This is a genomic window from Spirobacillus cienkowskii (assembly GCF_037081835.1).
Classification (GTDB): domain Bacteria; phylum Bdellovibrionota_B; class Oligoflexia; order Silvanigrellales; family Silvanigrellaceae; genus Silvanigrella; species Silvanigrella cienkowskii.
The window spans coordinates 1,523,460-1,541,893 of sequence record NZ_CP146516.1 but is presented as its reverse complement, the minus strand read 5'-3'; the positions used below and the strand labels follow the sequence as shown (position 1 = coordinate 1,541,893).

At 33.2% G+C, this 18,434-nt stretch carries 13 protein-coding genes; 7 read left to right on the top strand and 6 right to left on the bottom strand.

From position 1 onward, the window contains the following. The first annotated feature begins 26 nt into the window (after positions 1 to 26). The 5 genes from Spiro2_RS06730 (at position 27) to Spiro2_RS06710 (ending at position 6,618) form a co-directional block, all read left to right on the top strand. Complete coding sequence (locus Spiro2_RS06730; protein ID WP_338634906.1) at positions 27 to 2,990, top strand: chemotaxis protein CheA; 2,964 nt, start codon at positions 27 to 29, stop codon at positions 2,988 to 2,990. Next, positions 2,974 to 3,585, top strand: coding sequence for a chemotaxis protein CheW (locus tag Spiro2_RS06725; protein ID WP_338634905.1), 612 nt, complete (start codon positions 2,974 to 2,976; stop codon positions 3,583 to 3,585). The genes Spiro2_RS06730 and Spiro2_RS06725 overlap by 17 nt, the downstream gene beginning before the upstream one ends. Beyond that, positions 3,554 to 3,904 carry an OB-fold nucleic acid binding domain-containing protein gene (locus Spiro2_RS06720; RefSeq protein ID WP_338634904.1) on the top strand — a complete coding sequence of 117 codons (351 nt, stop codon included), beginning with the start codon at positions 3,554 to 3,556 and terminating at the stop codon, positions 3,902 to 3,904. The genes Spiro2_RS06725 and Spiro2_RS06720 overlap by 32 nt, the downstream gene beginning before the upstream one ends. After that, positions 3,901 to 5,421 carry a hypothetical protein gene (locus tag Spiro2_RS06715; RefSeq protein WP_338634902.1) on the top strand — a complete coding sequence of 507 codons (1,521 nt, stop codon included), beginning with the start codon at positions 3,901 to 3,903 and terminating at the stop codon, positions 5,419 to 5,421. The genes Spiro2_RS06720 and Spiro2_RS06715 overlap by 4 nt, the downstream gene beginning before the upstream one ends. A 75-nt stretch (positions 5,422 to 5,496) precedes the next feature. Continuing rightward, positions 5,497 to 6,618, top strand: a complete 1,122-nt coding sequence (locus Spiro2_RS06710) for a DUF2786 domain-containing protein (RefSeq protein WP_338634900.1) — start codon at positions 5,497 to 5,499, stop codon at positions 6,616 to 6,618. A 25-nt stretch (positions 6,619 to 6,643) separates the two neighbouring features. Here Spiro2_RS06710 and Spiro2_RS06705 read toward each other — a convergent pair whose 3' ends face one another. Both Spiro2_RS06705 and Spiro2_RS06700 read right to left on the bottom strand, forming a co-directional pair. Then, on the bottom strand, positions 6,644 to 6,862 hold the full coding sequence (locus tag Spiro2_RS06705) for a hypothetical protein (RefSeq protein ID WP_338634899.1): 219 nt from the start codon (positions 6,860 to 6,862) through the stop codon (positions 6,644 to 6,646). 133 nt (positions 6,863 to 6,995) lie between these two features. Then, complete coding sequence (locus Spiro2_RS06700) at positions 6,996 to 9,485, bottom strand: alpha-ketoacid dehydrogenase subunit alpha/beta (protein WP_338634898.1); 2,490 nt, start codon at positions 9,483 to 9,485, stop codon at positions 6,996 to 6,998. Between the two features lie 144 nt (positions 9,486 to 9,629). Between Spiro2_RS06700 and Spiro2_RS06695 the strand changes: the two genes are divergently transcribed. Next, the gene (locus Spiro2_RS06695; protein ID WP_338634897.1) at positions 9,630 to 10,337 is read left to right on the top strand and encodes an aspartate/glutamate racemase family protein; all 708 of its coding nucleotides are present in this window, start codon (positions 9,630 to 9,632) and stop codon (positions 10,335 to 10,337) included. 9 nt (positions 10,338 to 10,346) lie between these two features. On the opposite strand, the gene Spiro2_RS06690 is transcribed toward Spiro2_RS06695, so the two are convergent. The 4 genes from Spiro2_RS06690 to Spiro2_RS06675 form a co-directional block, all read right to left on the bottom strand. Next, entirely contained in the window at positions 10,347 to 12,134 is a 1,788-nt protein-coding gene (locus Spiro2_RS06690) for a glycoside hydrolase family 15 protein (protein WP_338634896.1), read from the bottom strand. Between the two features lie 655 nt (positions 12,135 to 12,789). Continuing rightward, positions 12,790 to 13,293, bottom strand: coding sequence for a hypothetical protein (locus tag Spiro2_RS06685; protein WP_338634894.1), 504 nt, complete (start codon positions 13,291 to 13,293; stop codon positions 12,790 to 12,792). Continuing rightward, positions 13,290 to 13,994 (bottom strand): DUF3800 domain-containing protein, encoded by a 705-nt coding sequence (locus Spiro2_RS06680; protein ID WP_338634893.1) that lies wholly within the window; start codon positions 13,992 to 13,994, stop codon positions 13,290 to 13,292. Before Spiro2_RS06680 ends, Spiro2_RS06685 begins: the two co-directional genes overlap by 4 nt. Before the next feature lie 299 nt (positions 13,995 to 14,293). Further along, entirely contained in the window at positions 14,294 to 16,888 is a 2,595-nt protein-coding gene (locus tag Spiro2_RS06675) for an ATP-dependent Clp protease ATP-binding subunit (RefSeq protein ID WP_338634892.1), read from the bottom strand. A gap of 277 nt (positions 16,889 to 17,165) precedes the next feature. Between Spiro2_RS06675 and Spiro2_RS06670 the strand changes: the two genes are divergently transcribed. Continuing rightward, positions 17,166 to 18,431: an ABC transporter permease gene (locus tag Spiro2_RS06670; RefSeq protein WP_338634891.1), complete on the top strand. Its 1,266-nt coding sequence runs from the start codon at positions 17,166 to 17,168 to the stop codon at positions 18,429 to 18,431. The last annotated feature ends 3 nt before the right edge of the window (positions 18,432 to 18,434 follow it).

Here is an 18,434-nt window from a genome sequence, read left to right as displayed (position 1 = left end):
AAGCAAGAGAAAGACAAGGAGGGAGAGTGTTCCTAAATAAAAGATTTCGTTTAATTCTTGAACAGGAGCAATCGGATTCAGGTCTTGCACAAGAATTAAAAAACGAAGCCACCGAACTCTACGAAAGGCTTGCTGGATTATGTCAAGGCTTTCAGGAACATTTGATTGCAAATGAAGAAATTCCATTAGAAGAAAGCCAAGAATTATTTAGGACACTGCATACTTTAAAAGGTCTTTCGCAAATGGCAAACCTGACAGAAATGGTTGCCATGGCACATGCAGTAGAAGACTACATTGAGTTTGTGCGTTCTGAAAAAGTGAAACTTGTTAAAGAAGTGATTGAGTTAATTTCTGATGCGCAAAATGTTTTTGAACAAGTTTATAAAGCGTATCCTAACCCAATTGATCCTGATGTTTTAATGGAAGCAGAAAGGCTTGTTCGCGAATTTCACGAAAAATCAGATAAAGTAAAAAAAGGGGAAGTGCCTGGAGCGTCCCCTGCGGCACCAGAATCACCAGCAACGGGAGGATCCGTCGCAGGTGATTCTGGTGCAATTGAGTCTATTTCAGAAGAAGAAAATGCACTTTTTGCAAAGTTTACCCCACGGGTTGAGAATCTCTTTGCATTGGTTTTTAAAGATGCAACCTATAAAAATCTTGAAGAACTGAAAGCTGGAAAGCATGTTGATAATATTGCTCGTGTTGGAGATGTTATTTTAACTCGAGCATCTGCCCAAGGTTCGCTTATTGTTTTTGCAGCTGAACTTGACGCAAAAACTTTAAATGGGGTTGTTGAGGCAGAAGTCATAGCGCTCGATAAAAAAGATCCCGAATGTGTAAAAAAATTAGGAGCTCCTTGGGATTCTCTGAGTTATACTGCATCCGCCCAAGCCACTTCACCAACCCCTTCTCCTGCAGCAGAAGCACCACCGGCAGCAGCAGCACCTCCACCTGCAGCAGCAGGGCATGGTGAGGAAGAAGAAGCTGAAGAAGATTTTGATACGAAAAATTTGGCTGGTGGAGATGGTTTTGAAAAACCCGATCTTGATCCTGAAATGTTGCAAGATTTTTTGTCGAATGCAGATGATTTGATAGAAAATTTAAGTCAAGCAATGCTTGAGCTTGAAGGAAACCCAGAAAGCAAAGAAGCCGTAGAAAGCATCTTTAGAAATGCACATACAATCAAAGGGACTTCTGGGATGTTTGGGTTTCGTGCCATCGAAAAGTTAACCCATAAGATGGAAAACCTTTTTGATCGCATTCGTAAAGGAACTTTGTCCGTCACTCCTGCTTTAATGGATGGTTTATTTTTTGGATTGGATCGCATTCGCAGCATGTTTGAAGCAATCAAAAAAAACCAATCCTCAGAGCAACCAATTAATGATGCCCTTGCAAAATTGAGCGCAGCGGTCTCTGGCAAAGCAGTTGCTAAACCTGCAGGTGCTCCTGCGGCAGCCCCAGCAGCATCAGCTCCTCCCGCCGCCGCCGCCCCTGCGGCTCCGCCACCTGCAGCAAAACCAGCAGCCGACAAACCCGCTGCAGATAAGAAAAAAACAGATGAAAAGAAAACGGACGAGGCGGGAGGGACAATTCGTGTTGACTTAAAAAGACTAGATAGCTTGGTGAATTTAGTTGGGGAGTTGGTGATTGATAGAACACGTTTTGCACGCATAGAAGAAGAACTGCGTGGCAATGGCAATAGTGAACTGGGTCACTCTATGAGTGAAAGTGTGTTGCTGTTTGGGCGCCATATGAACGAAGTTCAAAGTATTATTATGAAAATCAGAATGGTTCCCGTTGGAAATGCATTTTATAAATTTACTAGGGTTGTTCGTGATTTGTGCAGACAAATTGGTAAAGAAATTGATCTTCATATCATTGGCGGTGAAACAGAATTGGATAAAACACTTGTCGAAGAAATTGGCGATCCTCTCGTACATTTAATTAGAAATAGTGTCGATCATGGCGTAGAACTTCCTGATGATCGCGAAAAATTAGGAAAAACAAGAAAAGGAAATATTCATCTCAAAGCGAGTCAAGATGGAAATATGATTGTAATTACTATTCAAGATGACGGCAAAGGTCTGCAAGTCGACAAAATTAAAGCTAAAGCAATAGAAAGAGGTTTGGTTAAAGACAATGAGCATATGACGAATAAAGAAATTTTTTCACTTATTTTTGAATCGGGGTTTTCGACTGCAGAAAAAGTGACAAATATTTCTGGCCGTGGCGTTGGTATGGACGTTGTGAAAAAAAGTATTGTTAAATTAAAAGGGATTATTGAACTCGATAGTGAATTGGGCAAAGGGACAACCACAACAATCAAACTGCCTTTAACTTTAGCCATCATTCCAAGCCTTATGGTTGAAACTCTTGGAGAAAGTTACGCCATACCGTTGGTGAATGTGATTGAAAGTATTCGTATTCGCCCAGAAGATGTGCAAAAAATGGGTAGTGCTGATTTTGTGAAATTGCGCGATAGAGTGTTGCCTTTATTAAAATTAGCTGATGTGTTTGATCTGCATACAATGAAAGATTTATTATGGTATTCTGTTAATGATATTCAGAGAATTAAACATCACGAAGAACCAAATGTACAAGAAAAGCAAGAGCAGACTTCTGCGCCAGAGAGTAAACCAGAAACAAATGTTGCGGTGCCTCCCAAAGAAAGTGCTTTAATGAACAATTCTGACGGAAAACACCAAACAGCTTCAAATTTTTCATTTCGAATGCGTCACACAAAACCTCGAATTATTTTTGTGGTTGTTGGTGTTGGTGAAAAGCGGGTAGGAGTGATTGTCGATCAGTTACAAGGACAGCAAGAAATTGTGATCAAATCGCTTGGTCGTCTTATGGGCAAAAGAAGGGGTGTGGCTGGAGGCTGTGTCTTAGGCAATGGACGCGTGGCACTAGTGTTGGATGTTGGCGAAATCATAGACGATTTTTCTCAAGCAAAAATGGGGTATCCAAATCGTGCTATTGCAAATTAAAAGAATTTTTTATTTATCAGGAGACGCACCGGGGTCTCAAGTATCGTTACCGCATCAAGACGATACAGCAAATGGGTATATCAATGATGTTACCGATGAAGGGAGTATTCAATCTCCTGGAATTCAATATATCGGCTTTAAACTTCATAAAGAAGAATTTTTGCTTCCAATGTCTTTAGTTCGTGAAATTATTATGTTGACCACAATCACGTTTGTTCCTTCTGCAAAATTTTTAATGGAGGGAATTATTGCGTTACGTGGGGAAATTATGCCTGTTTTAAACCTACGACGTTTTTTAAAGTTTGTGCGTGGAAAAGCAGATTCAACCACACGAGTTATTATTTTGCATTGCGATTTTGGAGGATTTGGAATTATTGTGGATGATATTACCGAATTTGTGAGATTGCAGCCTACCGAAGTGGAATCCATACCGCAAAACTTTTTTCCTGCTGAATATCGAATTCTTTCTGGTGTGTCTAGGGTTGGTGACAGAATACGTGGTATTATCAATCTAGAAAAAATAGTTTCAGAAATGACAATTGGATTAAAGGAAGAATCAGCCAATGGTGAAGAAGAGGCTCCATCGGATCATTAAATTGCTAATAATAAGCGCCGTAATTTTTGGGTGCGAAAAAAAATTCCGTAACGTAGATGTTAAGTTGCTAATTTTAACACCAGATAATTATTATGATAACCCTGTTGTGTTAAAGGGTAAGGTGCATGATGTTGGAGCGGGTGGATTGTGGTTCATTTTAGAAGATAAAACAGGGTTTATTCAAGTCACAACAGAAAATTTATCTTATCAACTTTCTTGTCTTACAGAAGGTCAAGATGTGACTTTAATTGGTAAATTACTACAATTTGAAAAACTTAAATATTTTTCAATGATTTCTCTCTTAGGATGTAAAATTTGAGAAAGATAATTTTTGTATTAATATTTTTTATATTAATATCTTGTAATAAAAACACTTCTGAAGAAGGTAAACAATATTTAGTTTTTTTAGGTTTACCTGATAAGGATGTTACTTTATATAAAGTAATAAAAAAAAATGAAAGTAATAAATTTTTTTATCCCTTATTAAGATTAAAAACAAATTCAAAATTATTATTACCTGTTGGCGATTATTTGTTAGCCAATGAATGCAGTTCATATGAATTTACAAATGACGGAACTACAGAAAAAAAAGTTGTTTTGAGTAAGTTAAGTTTAATGTTTGCAAATAAAAGCGCAGAAAATAAAAAACTAAATTTATCTGAAAATACTTTTAATAGTTTATGCAATGATCCAATGAATAAACAAGAACATTGGTACAATAATAGGTCTGAGTTTGATGTGTTACCAGGCCAAAATACGATTTCTATTTCTGGAAGAAATGTTGAACTGAATACGCAACCTACAATTTTTTCTGATAAAAAAGTTTCACTTTGGCCTGTTACTTTAACTTCTCCAAATAATACAGATTCTAGTAAGTTTTTTTCATTACCAACGGATTTATTATCTAATGAGAAAAGGTTTGTAATATCCTCGCCTGTAAATGGAACTTTATGGTTACAAAAAGGAAGGTATCAAATTGAAGTAAATGGTACTAAAAGAATTATTCAAGTAAAAGATTTTTCAAACTATGTAATTAATTTAGGAGTTATGAAAATTTCCTCTCCAAGAAATTTTCCAATTGAAGAGCGATTAAAGGCTGGTGGACAACCAATCTTTGCTTATGTGAATGAAAAAGTTTTGTTTCGGTTAAATACAAATTATCCCGTTTTTCCTGGAAAATACAGAGTCGCTCTCGAAGGAACAGAAATTGAAAAATTTGTTGATGTGGCTGAAAATGAAATTACTGAAGTCAAAACACGTGGGGTGCAAATTTCTTCTCCAATTTGCCCAAAAAATGAAAAATGCCGTTCACCATCTCGAATTACGGTTCATACCAACCGTATGCCATTTGTTTTAATGACAGTTATGGCAGATATGCCTTTTCTCGTTTTTGATCAAAAGTATGAATATGGTATTGAAGGAATAAAAGGCGTATTTAAAAACTTAGTTGCCTCTGAAGAGGCTGTAAAAATTGATAAACTAGGTCGAGTTAAAATCAAATGGGAAACTCGTTATACAACCGGAAATACCAAAACAGATTTTGTGCGTTTTGAATCAAAAAGTCCTTTTATTTTTGGAAAATCTATTGATCTCATGTATTTTAAACCTGAAGAAGTGTATTTACCAGAGGGAGATTATTGGTTGACTTATTTTGTGGGTGATCAAAGTTTGGTGCTGCCTAAAACGCGAGTTGATGTTGTGCTGACTGGAGGATCAACCAGAGAAGTGGTGATTCCTGTTTACACACAAAAACTTTCAGATAATCAACTTACTGAAAAAAACAGAGAAAGTACAAATTTTTCTACTAAAACAACGCTTTCTCCAATTAGGGAATAATAAAGATATTCGTTGCAAAATTATTTTATAATAAATAATTGTAAAATTTGTTTTATTTTTTAAAGAGAAATTTTTATGAATTTTGATTTTATTTTTGAGTGTTTGCATACAAAAATGGTCTTACAATTGAATCGAGAGTACGATCAAATTTGTTACCAATATAATATTAAACTCCAAAAACCATTGATTATAATTAAAGATTTAAAGAGTACTTGGGGGCAATGGGATCATGAACAAAAAGTGCTTTCGCTCTCTTCTAAACTTGTTAAAGAATATTCTTGGGATATTGTGATTCAAGTTTTAAAGCATGAAATGGCTCACCAAATTGCCTCTGAAATTTATGGCACATCGGATCACCATGGCAAAGGTTTTTTGAAAGCATGCGAAACCATCGCTGTGTCTCCTGAGTTTTGTAAAGCAAGTTTAAATATTGAATCAAAAATAACTCATTGGAAAGAGACTTTTTTAAAAACAGAAGATTCTTTTATTTCTCGAAAAATTGAGCGGCTGCTAAATTTAGCACAATCTGGAAACGAACATGAAGCTATTTTAGCAATGGAAAAAGTTCATGAACTTTATTCTAAATATCATATTGATAAAATAATTGGAGAACAGCAATTAGAATATCAATGTTTGACTATAAAAATTAATAAAAAAAGAGTCCCTAATACATATTTACAAATATCCGCAATTCTCCAAAGATATTATTTTGTAAATGTAATATATTCGGAGTTATATGAACCATTATGTGATGAAAGTCATAAAACTATTGAGTTATTAGGTACCAAACAAAATTTGTTAATGGCTGAACATGTATTTTATTTTCTGCAAGAAAGAATGGAGTCTTTGTGGTTGCAATATCAGTCACAAAAATCTGTATCTAGTAAGTTTAAATTGTCATTTCAGAGAGGATTAATTACAGGTTTTCAAAATAAATTAGAAAATATAAGTCAAAATAAAAATAGTTATATAAATAAATTAGATAAAATTTCAAATCATTTAATTCTTCTTGAGAATCATAAGCTTAATCATTTTACAAATCATATTTTTCCAAAGCAAAATCAAAAAAATTGTAATTCTAATAAAGTGTACACAGAGCATTATAATTATGGTAAAGTAGAAGGAAAAAAATTAAACGTCACCAAGCCTTTAAAATCATCAAAAAGTGAAAAGAATATTTTAAAATTTTTAACTTAAAAAAATTATTTGTATCATTAAGTTATTATAAAATTTCTTCGCTTGCGATGAAGTAATATTCTCCTGTTTCTTCATTTACATAAACAATACCTTTTTTGGTAAAAATATTGTTTGGATTTTTTTGTTCAATCGTGTTAGTGGTGTTTCTTTGCGGCATGTTGAGATTATTTTTTTTATCAGCAGTTTCTTGTTTGCATGAAAGAATAAAAAAAACAAGAATAAAAATACAAAATACTTTTTTCATCTAAAATTTCCTTTTTAACTATTATTTAAGTTGCAAGCATTTAAAAAGGTATCGGCAAAACTTATATTATATTTAGTGTTAATTTTATAATTTTATGTAGTATATTTTTTTATTATTATGTATAAAAAAACCTTTAATTTATTGCATTTATTGTAAAAATTTCGGGATAAATATGAGGCGATCTTTCTTGCATGATACGATAGCATGCCTCAAACACATGTTCGACTTGAGGTTTGCAATAAAAATCACCATCACGGCCATAAGCACAGCGGTTTTCTTTTGCAGTTAAAGTGCGCGGCTTTGCGTCGAGGTGATAAAAAACGTTATTTTTTTCTAATGTTTGCTGCATCATATAAGCAGAACCACCACCAGGGACATCTTCGTCAAAAAACAGTACAGCATTTGTTTTTGATATTGATTTGGCAATCGTTCCGGTTAAATCAAACGGGATTAAAGTTTGTACATCAATAACTTCTATTGATATTCCAATTTTTTCTAGTTCTTGAGCTGCTTCTAATGCAATACGGCAGCAGGCTCCATATGTTACAACAGTCAAATGGTTTCCGTTTTTTAACACTTCAGGATGCCCTAATGGCACACTAAAGGATTCTAAATTATTTGGAATGGCTTCTTTTAAACGATAGCCATTGAGCACTTCGATCACAAGGGCAGGGTTATCGCCTTGCAAGAGAGTATTGTAAAGACCTACGGCTTGGGTCATATTTCGCGGAACACAGACGTACATGCCACGGATTGCCCCAAGAATCATCGAAAGAGGTGAGCCTGTGTGCCAGATTCCTTCAAGACGATGGCCTTTTGTTCTAATTATCACAGGAGCTTTTTGACCGCCAGCAGTGCGGTAATGGAGTGTTGCCAAGTCGTCTGACGCTGTTTGTATGCAATAAAGCAAATAGTCTAAATATTGAATATCGACAAGTGGACGTAATCCGCGGATTGCAGCTCCGAGTCCTTGACCTAATATTGTTGTTTCCCGAATACCTGTATCTGTAACGCGAAAATCACCAAATTTAGCGTTTAAGCCCTCAAAAACTAGGTTGACATCGCCAAGCTTTCCAACGTCTTCACCGATAATAAAAAAAAGCGGATTATTTTTTAAGTGAAATTCAAAACAGCGTTGCAAAATGACGCGACCGTCAACAAGCTCTGGTTCACTTGAATAAGTTGGGGGCTGTGGTTGAACACATAATGGTGATATTGTGGATTCACTGTAAAGTTTTGCTTCATAAATTTTTGAGTATTTTTTAGTAAAATATTGATAAAAACTGAGTAATTCTTTTTTTTCTAAGGAGTTTTCTTTTGCTAAAATAATGATTGCTTTAAATAGATTTGATTGTAAGGTACGGCGATTTAAAGAAATTGCATTTTCTAAATTAAAAATTATATCTTTAATTTGATTTGTATAATGAGTATTTTGTTCAATATTTTTTAATATTTTTATTATTGTACTTCGCTCTTGCTGAATGGGTTCAATAAAAAGATCCCACGCTTTTTGACGACTTTTTTCCACAAATTGTTTTTCTTCTATATCAATTTGATCAAGTTGCTCTTGAGTTGCAAAACTATTTTCAACAATCCATTCGCGAAATTTTTTGATACAACAATGATCTTTTTCCCATTCAAGGCGTTCTTTTGATTTGTAGCGTTCATGGCTGCCGCTCGTAGAATGCCCTTGAGGCTGTGTGAGATCGATAACATGAATGAGAGCAGGTTTGTGAGTGTTGCGGGTTTTTTGTGCTGCTTCTGCATACACAGAACACAGTTTTGCATAGTTCCAGCCTGCAACTTGGTAAATATCAATGCCAACCCCCTCTTTTTGTGATGCAAAACCAGATAATGCTTTTGAAATGGAGTCTTGTACTGTTTGCAGCGAACGGGGAACAGAAATGCCGTAACCATTATCCCATACCGAAACAATCAGTGGCACTTGTAAAACGCCTGCCGCGTTCATTGTTTCAAAAAAAATACCTTCTGAAGTTGAAGCATCGCCAATACTCCCAAAGACAAGTTCGTTGCCATTGTTGGTAAAATTTTTGGTATGCTCTAAAAGATTGGGAAGGTTTTTGTATAACTTTGAAGCATAAGCAAGGCCAAGCATGCGCGCCATTTGTGCAGCAGTGGGTGAAATATCTGACACAGAATTTTTTGTTGTCAGAAGATTTGTATGCATTCCAGAATCATCAAGCATTCTCGAAGCAAAATGAGAGTTCATTTGTCTTCCGCCTGAGTGTGGTTCGTTGTGAATATTTGGGTCTGCATAAAGTTGCGAGAAAAATTGTGTTACATTGACATTCGCAATTGCCATTTCAAAGGTTTGATCACGATAATATCCTGTTCTAAAGTCACCATTTTTAAATACTTTTGCTGCTGCTATTTGAGCTAGCTCTATACCGTCTCCAAATATTCCAAAACTTGCTTTACCAGTTAAAACTTCTTTTCTTCCAATTTGACTTGTTATACGACTGCGAATCGCAATACGATAATCATCAAGGATTTCTTGTTTAGTAAAAGAAATATTTCCGTCTGGAGACTTAAGTGTTTGTTGTGTTTCCATGGAAATTTGGGCTCCTTTGCATTGTGTTGCGCAATAATTTTTTGATAGCATGAACCCCTCCACTGAAAAATGGGATTTGCTTTTATATACCCATATATGAGAGAATTTTAAAAATCTACTATACGTTTTGCTTTTACACTCATACGATTTTAACGTTATGATTAGCATTTGTCAGAATAAATGGAGTAATAAATCATGTCCTCAAATATTGTTGTTGGTATACTTGCAGGCATGGGTCCTCGTAGTATGATTTCTTTTTTAGAAAAAGTTATACATTATTCCCATGAACTATATGGGGCTAAAAATGATTCTGATTATCCAAATATGTTAATTTATTCTCTTGCAACTCCATCTTATACAGTAGAAAATATCGATCATGGTTCCATGAAAAACTGTATTCAAAAAGGAGTTGAAAGTTTAAAACAAGCAAAAGTCAATTACTTGGCAATTCCAAGTAATTATGCGCATACCTATTATGATTTTATTTCAAGTCTCATCGATGTGCCTGTGCTTAATATCGTTAACGAAACTATAAAAATTATGCCTAAAAAATACACATTCCCTGCTCTCTTGGCAACAACACCATTAATAAAAACAGGTTATTATCAAGAGGAACTCAAAAAAGCTGCGGTGACTTTTTTTCATGATGAAACCTTGCAAAATATTGTATCTGAGCTTGTGATCTCAATAAAGCAAACAGGACTTTCAACTCATTCTAAAAATTTATGGAAGTCATTGTACGAATATTGCGAAAAAAATAATTGTGATAGTATTATTTCAGCATGCACCGATTTAACCCCTTGCTTAAATAATAAAATTGGAGAAAAATCATTATTTATCATGGATTCAACAGATGCACTTGCGCTCCAATGCGTAAAAAAATATTTTGAAATTGATGCATAAAATGCATAATTAATGTTCAATATCATCCCAAGAAGGACTCACAGCAAAAGCAGCATGAATTAATCCAGCATGAGAATAACACTGCGGAAAATTTCCTAATTGTAAATTTTCTTGCGGACAAAAATGTTCTGCAAAAAGCCCAACATGATTACTTGCTCTTAAAATATTTTTTAATGCACGCCTAGCTATAAAAAATTTATTTTGTTTTGTGAGTGCTTCAATAAACCAAAAAGAACAAAGCAAAAATGGAGTTTTAGGAATTCCAAAATCATCGAGTTTTTTGTACCTATAAATAAAGCTAAAATTATTTAATGATTTATTGTTAAATGAGAGTTCTTGAAATATTTTAAGTAAAGTTTCTTTTTGAATTTCTTTAGTTAAAAGCTGGTATTTAATAATATTTAAGGAACTTGCATCTAAAAATTGAGTTGTTATATCACCAAATAAAATTTTGTCTTTAACACATTTTAACAAGCTCTCTTCAATTTCTTCAAATATTTTATACATATTGTTGTTTTTAAATTGTAGTATTTTTCTGTTAAGTAAAAATTTTACTCTTTTTATTGCATGCAAAGACATAATTGAGGTGAATGAGTGCACAGTCCAATTGTTGCGTATTTCCCATATTCCTGCATCAGGAACGTTGCGCAAATGGTAGCAATTTAATAAAAGTTGTTCTATAATTTCAATATAATAGTCATCGCGTAATTCTATAAATTTTTCATCACAATATAACAACAATAATATATTTAATACTTCTCCATAGACATCATTTTGAATATGTTCGGCAGCTTGGTTTCCTGTTCTGACCGGAGAATTGTTTTGATAACCTGTCCAATTTTTGATTTCAGTTTCTGGGAGCGGAAGAGTGCCATCAATTGCATAAACTGGCTTTAATATGATTTGATTTTCATCTAAGTTCTTTATTATTTTTAAAATAAATTTTAAGATGCTGATAATTTCTTCAAAATGTCCTAATTTATAAAAAGAAATAATTGTAAAATAGGCATCGCGAATCCAGCAAAATCTATAATCCCAGTTGCGATTCGCGTTCCATTCTTCTGGTAAACTTGTTGATATTGAAGCTAAAATTGCTCCAGAAGGTTCGTGGCAATGAAGTTTTAATAGTAAGGCACTGCGAATGACTTCGCGTTGAAAAAGACTAGGTAAAGATGTGTGTTTTACCCAGTTTCTCCAATATTTTAAAGTTTGCGAGAACAAATCTTCACAATCTTGTTCAATGTGATTCAATAATATTTCTTCGTCGTCCCAGGCTAATACAAAGTAGATTGGTTTTGATATAGAAATTGTAAACTCATTTTTTAACTGAGATAAATCTAAAGAACTAAAAATTTTTAGCTCACCTTTGCTTAATTTAAAGTTTAAAAAATTAGAGCAAATTTTGAATTGAGATTTTTTTTTATTCCATCCCTCAACGGGTTGAATTAAAATTTTAAGATTGGGATTTAAACTTAAAGGAATTATTTTTCTAACGAGTATTTTTGGCATATAAATTTTGTCGTTTTTGTAAAATCTTGGTGAAAAATCAACAATTGATATTTTATTTTCTTTATTGTTGATAATGGTTTCAACAATATTTGTATTTTTTATGTAATTTTGCGATAATGTGAGTTCTTTTTCAAGAACTGTAATTTTAAAAACGCCACCATTCTGATCGAGCATATTTCCAAAAACTGGTTCTGAATCTGGGTTTGGAAGACAACACCATGCGATATCACCATTTGTAGCAATAAGTGCAGAAACATTGCAGTTGCCTATCATTGCAAAGTTGTACATATCTTCCTCAATTTTTTATTATTTTTAAAAAAAATACACTTGTTACACCTAGTTTTTTTAAAGTCACTAATGAGAAAACACACAAACTAACTATTGTTAAAAATGATCTAGTGATTTGTTAATTTTTAAACATTCCTAAATTTTTTTCAGGTAGAAGTTTTTTTGTTGTTTTATTAAAAAATTTTTATTTTTTAAATAATTAATTTAATCTAGTCGTGCTTAAATATATCTTACTGATTCTAAAATAATAATAATAGCATTTGTTTAATAAAAATATTTGTGTAATAGTAATATTAGCACATAATTACAGACTTCACGATATACTAATATTAAAAATTAATCAATTATAAGAGAAAGTGAAACTAATTTCATTCGCAACCTCTATTATATGTATAGTTATTTTTTAAGTTAAAAAAATTATTATATAATGATTATATCTAGTTATTGTGTTGTGTAAATATAAATCTTATTGTTTTTAAGGTATTATGATGTTTTGGTGCGTTTATAATGGTAATTTGTTGTTTTATATAGAAAAATTTTGCTATAAAATCAGCAACTTAATAAAAAATATTTAAAATTGACTTGAATTTTTTTTTATTTTGTACGATAGTATAAGTAGCTCATCTGCCTAGTGTAGAAGGAGATAGCCCCTCGTTCAGCCTGGGGCTTTTTTTGTTAATGATTTCTTCTTTAGTTCAGATCTTTTTTGTTCATAGCCAATATAAAAAGCAGTTATTAAGGTGTAATTAGCTCTCTCTAAACGACCAAGTATTACAACAAAATCATAACCTTCTAACCATAAATATGTTTTAATTTTTCCATTAGCTTCTAAATAATCAAAACAATTTACATGATTGTCTGTATAATTTTCAATTATAGGTCTTATCCAGTTAATTCTTTCAGCTCTTCTAATATCAGGTAGTCTTTCAGAATAAGCACGGTCATCTTTATCTGTAATATGCCAAAAAATTTTTTCTTTGCCTTCAGATAAAAAATTATTTGAACTAAATATAATTATTTTTTCATCCTTAAAAAATAAAGGTCTATTTTTATTCTTAAAGTCTTCACAAAATATTTGATATAAACTTTCATAAGTATTAGTGTTCCATGGTTCTAAAATAAGTGGGTCGGGTAACCATAATAACCTTTCTTTATTCATTTACAAGATATCCTTGGAAAAAAAGAAAATATATTAAATTTTTTATTCATAAATGGTAAAGTTGATTTTAAATCTGATGAAGTTTGTTTTTTCAGATAGTTAACTAAGCTTACTTTTGCGATATTTCCATTTAAATTTCTATTTGCATAGGAAACAGCTCCTATTAATAAATCAGCAAGCTGTAATAATCTCACTTGTTGAGAATTAACAATTCTTATGTCATTTATGTAATCCCCTTGAAAATCATAAATGCTATTTCTTAAAATTTTTTTAAGCTGTTTTGTTTTAATAGCGCTTTTTGTATCTTTTTTGTCGATATATATTTTGTATTTATTTGGGGGATCTATAATTTTATTTAATAATAAATAGTACATTTTATAATAAAAATTGTCATGAGAATTCCCATTATAAGCAGCGTGATCAAGATTATTCTTGTTATTGATAATAATTATTCTAAAAAATAGATTTGATTCATTGTAAAAATATTGCAATAAACTATTATAAAATTCTTTGTCTTTAGGAGAAACTTTACTCCACTTCAATTCTGAATTTTTATTATATTTAGACTGTATTTCTTTAATTTCATTACTGACTCTTATAACCTCAGACTTAGGGCACCATAATGCTCCAATAAACATCACATTATTTCTGTCTTTTTCCAAGTGACAACTTTCATCACAATAAATATTATATTCTAGCATGTCAATATCCTAAGTAAAAATTCTTAATTTAAGATCAGATAAATATCCTTCTTTCACAGAATACAGTATATGATCTGTGAAAATTTATTCAATAGAGAGTCTTTCGTAAAAATGTAATTAACATATTAGAAATTTTAATTTTTATCTATAAGGATGAAAATATATCAAAAATATTTTCTCTGAATTTATTAAAAATTTTTAAAGATATTTTTTTGTTATTTTACCACACTAATGTAATGTAGGGCAAAAAAGTAATTGATAAGAATAGTTTGAAGTGTATTAGCTAGCTGATTTTTACTTTATTTCTTCGTAAAAACAACTTCTTGATTTTCATTCTCGTGAGCAAAAATGATATCTCCTTCATTAAATTTTCCGTTTAATAATTCTATTGAAAGAGGGATTTCTATTTTTTCTTGTAGTGAGCGTTTTAAAGGACGCGCCCCAAAATTAATGTCCCAGCCTTCTTGAGCAATGCGCGAAATCAATTGCGGAGTCACTTCGAGTTGCATGTGTTGTTGAGAAAGCAAACGAGCATTTAATTTAGCAACATGAATTGAAACAATTTTTTCAATTACAGTTTCACTCAATGCATTAAAGATAACGGTTTCATCAATACGATTTAACAGTTCAGGACGCATAAACTGTAATAATTCTTCCATAACAGCATTTTTTAGTTTTGTGTGATCGCGCTCATGTGGTGGTGCTTCTAAAATACGATGTGCACCGATATTGCTTGTCATGATTACAATACAATTTTGAAAATTAATTGTTCTCCCTTGGCCATCTGTCAGCCGCCCTTCATCAAGCATTTGTAATAAAACGTTGAGCACTTTAGGGTTGGCTTTTTCAATCTCATCAAATAACACCACAGAATAAGGCTTACGGCGAACGGCTTCAGTCAGTTGTCCGCCTTCTTCAAAACCAACATAACCTGGAGGTGCGCCAATCAATCGAGCCACAGAGTGTTGTTCCATATACTCAGACATATCAATTCTAATAATTGATTTTTCAGAATCAAATAAACTTTTTGCAAGCGCCTTTGCGGTTTCTGTTTTTCCCACACCTGTAGGGCCCAAAAACAAAAAAGATCCCATAGGTTTGTTTGGATCTTTCAAGCCGCTGCGCGTCAAACGAATCGCATTTGCGACGGCGCGGAGTGCATGGTCTTGTCCTACAACACTTTCTTGAAGTTCTGTTTCTAATTGAAGTAGTCTTTGTTTTTCTGCAGAAAATAATTTTTGGACAGGTACCCCTGTCCAGGTTGAAACAACAGCTGCAATATCCTCTGCATCAACTTCTTCTTTTAAATACACAGAGGCGTCACTATTTTTAGAATCTGATGCGGTGTTGGTCAGTGAGCGAAGGCGTTCTTGTAATTTGGGCATTTCACCAAATTTAATTTCACTCGCACGAGCATAATCTGCATGTCTTTCTGCTTCTTCCATGCGCACCCTAGCATTTTCAATTTCTTTTTTAAGTTGATTGATTTCATTCACGCTTCCTTTGGCAAGCTGCCATTTTTCGCGTAAATTTTTTGCATCAACTTCGAGTTCTTTTAAATGGGTTTCAATTTCATTTTTTTTAGTTATTGACTGCTTATCTGTTTCTTTTGACAAAGCAACCAATTCAATTTTAAATTGCGAAATTTTACGCTCAATTGTATCAATTTTTTCGGGAACACTATCAAGCTGAATTTTAAGGCGACTTGACGCTTCATCAATAAGGTCAATTGCTTTATCTGGCAAAAAGCGATCTGGAATATAACGATCAGACAATGTGGCTGCAGCAAGGAGCGCATTGTCTTTTATGCGGACTCCATGATGAATTTCATATTTTTCTTTTAAACCACGTAAAATTGTAATCGTATCTTCTACGCTTGGTGGATGAACCATAACAGGTTGAAAGCGACGCTCTAAAGCAGGATCTTTTTCGATAATTCGGTATTCATCAAGAGTTGTAGCACCAATACAGCGCAGTTCACCTCTGGCAAGTGCTGGTTTTAGCATGTTTCCTGCATCCATTGAGCCTTCGCCTCCACCAGCTTTTACCATTGTGTGAATTTCATCAATAAACAAAATAATTTTTCCCGATGCATCTTGCACTGCTTTTAAAACAGCTTTAAGGCGTTCTTCAAATTCTCCTCTAAATTTTGCGCCGGCAACCAGTGATGCAATATCCAAACCAAGAATTTTTCTGTTTTTTAAGGTTTCAGGGACATCTCCCCGAATAATACGTTGTGCGAGACCTTCTGCAATGGCTGTTTTACCAACGCCTGGTTCTCCAATTAAAATTGGATTATTTTTGGTACGACGCGAGAGAATTTGCACAACGCGTCTGACCTCGCTGTCTCTGCCAATTACGGGATCAAGTTTATTTTCTTCAGCCAATTTTGTAAGATCGCGAGCGTATTTTTCTAGAACGCCAAGTTTATTTTCGGGTGATTGATCTGTCACGGTATTGTTACCTCTGATGCTATAAACAGCTTTTTGTAAAGTACTAGAATCTAAATTAAGTTTTTGAAATAGTGAATTTAAGGATTGTTGTTTACTAATTGGCGCAGCAATTAAAAAATGTTCAATTGAAATAAATTCATCGCGTAACTCTTTTCGTATTTTTTCTACAGATTCTAAGTAGGCGGTTAAAAAAGGGCTGTTGGTTGGATCGTTTCCTCCAGAAACTTTTGGTAAAAGATCAATGATTTTTTTAAATTCTCCTGTTACATTAGAGATTTTAATTCCTAAATGCTGACACACCATTTTAACAATTTCTTCTTCTTCTTTAAAAATCGTATAGAGAATATGGGCAGGTGTCAGCTCTGGATTGCCGTTTTGTTTTGCTAAGGCATGAGATTCATTGACGGCTTGTTGTGCTCTATGTGTCAATTGGAGAGCCATAAATTATAACTCCTTTTTTTATTATAATATAAGTCTTTTTATGACTCAATTCTATATAATTGAGGAGAAGATCAATCCCCCATCGTTGTTAAGATGAGACTCCTAGTTTGTTTGTCAAGGACTAAAACTCGAGTCATTTAGGTATAATTTTTATGTTCTTCCCCTTTCGATAAAAAAAGTATGTGGTAAATGATAAAATTGCTGACAGTCTCTGCGTTTTAAAGTTGCGTAAAGAGTCAATTCAAAAAAAGTAATTTTTGATTCATGGGGTTAAGAAGTGAATTTGATATTAAGACTTGCATTAAATTTTATTTGTAAGAAAAATTCAAAATTTTTAAGCTTTACCTCAATAGTTTCAGTGCTAGGAATTGCTTTTGGTGTTGCCGCATTTTTGGTCGTCATTACTATTTTAAATAGTTTTCAATCAGAATTAAAAAGCATAATTTCTTCTACAAATCCTAATATTATTATTTATTCTCAGTCTGGAATTAGCAATCCAATGCAGTTTGAAAAAAAATTAGAGTCCATCATTCCTGCGCCTATTCATTCAATGAGTCGCTTTATTTATCAGGAGTCTGTGATGGGATTAGGGCGTCAGACGTCAGCTGTTTATATTCGTGCTATAGAAGGCACAGCATCATCATCAAAAGACAGTTTGCAAAAATACATCAATCCTATTGATGCATTAAAAACCCTAAATGCAATAAGCCCACTGATTGATCGCTCAAGAAATACAAAAGATGATACCTCTACTCCAGAATTGCTGCCGCATGTCATTTTAGGTAGTGAATTGGCTGATTCTTTAAATGCGAAAATTGGCGATACGGTCACTCTCATGACTTTTGCTCATGAAAATGGTCGGGTAGGCATTCGCTATAACAAATTATTTGTCACAGGTTTTATTAGTACGGGTTTGTCTGAGTATGATAAAAAACAGGTTCTCATGAATTTTGAAGATGGAGTTAAACTGTTTGGAGTAGAAAGCTGGGCAAGTGGTATTGAAATTCGATTACAAAATTTAGATGATGCCTTGTCCGTTTCTCAAGAATTAAATAGTTTGCTTCCTTATAATGTCATTGCTTGGCAACAAATTGATAGAGGTTTATTTGAGCAAATTGAACGTGATGGAACTGCAATAAAACTTATTGTTTTGATTATTTCTTTTGTCGCTGGATTTAATATTATTGTTACATTAAGTTTAACAGTTATGGATAGAGCTCCCCACATTTCGTTGCTGCGCGCATTAGGTGCTACAAAATCTATTATAATTCGAGTTTTTGTGTGTTCTGGATTTGTTTTGGGTGTATTGGGTTCTTTGACAGGCGTATTATCCGGTCTTCTTATTTTAAAAATATTTGCTGGAATACCTTTAGGAGATTTTCAAAAATTTTATTATCTCAAAAAAGTTCCGGTACAAATTGATTCGCATTTGATTCTCATCGCATTGTTTACCTCTATTTTGCTTTCATTTTTTGGAGCATTATACCCTGCATGGAAGGCGTCTCGCGTCTCGCCGATGCAGGGATTGAGTCAGACTTATTAAAAC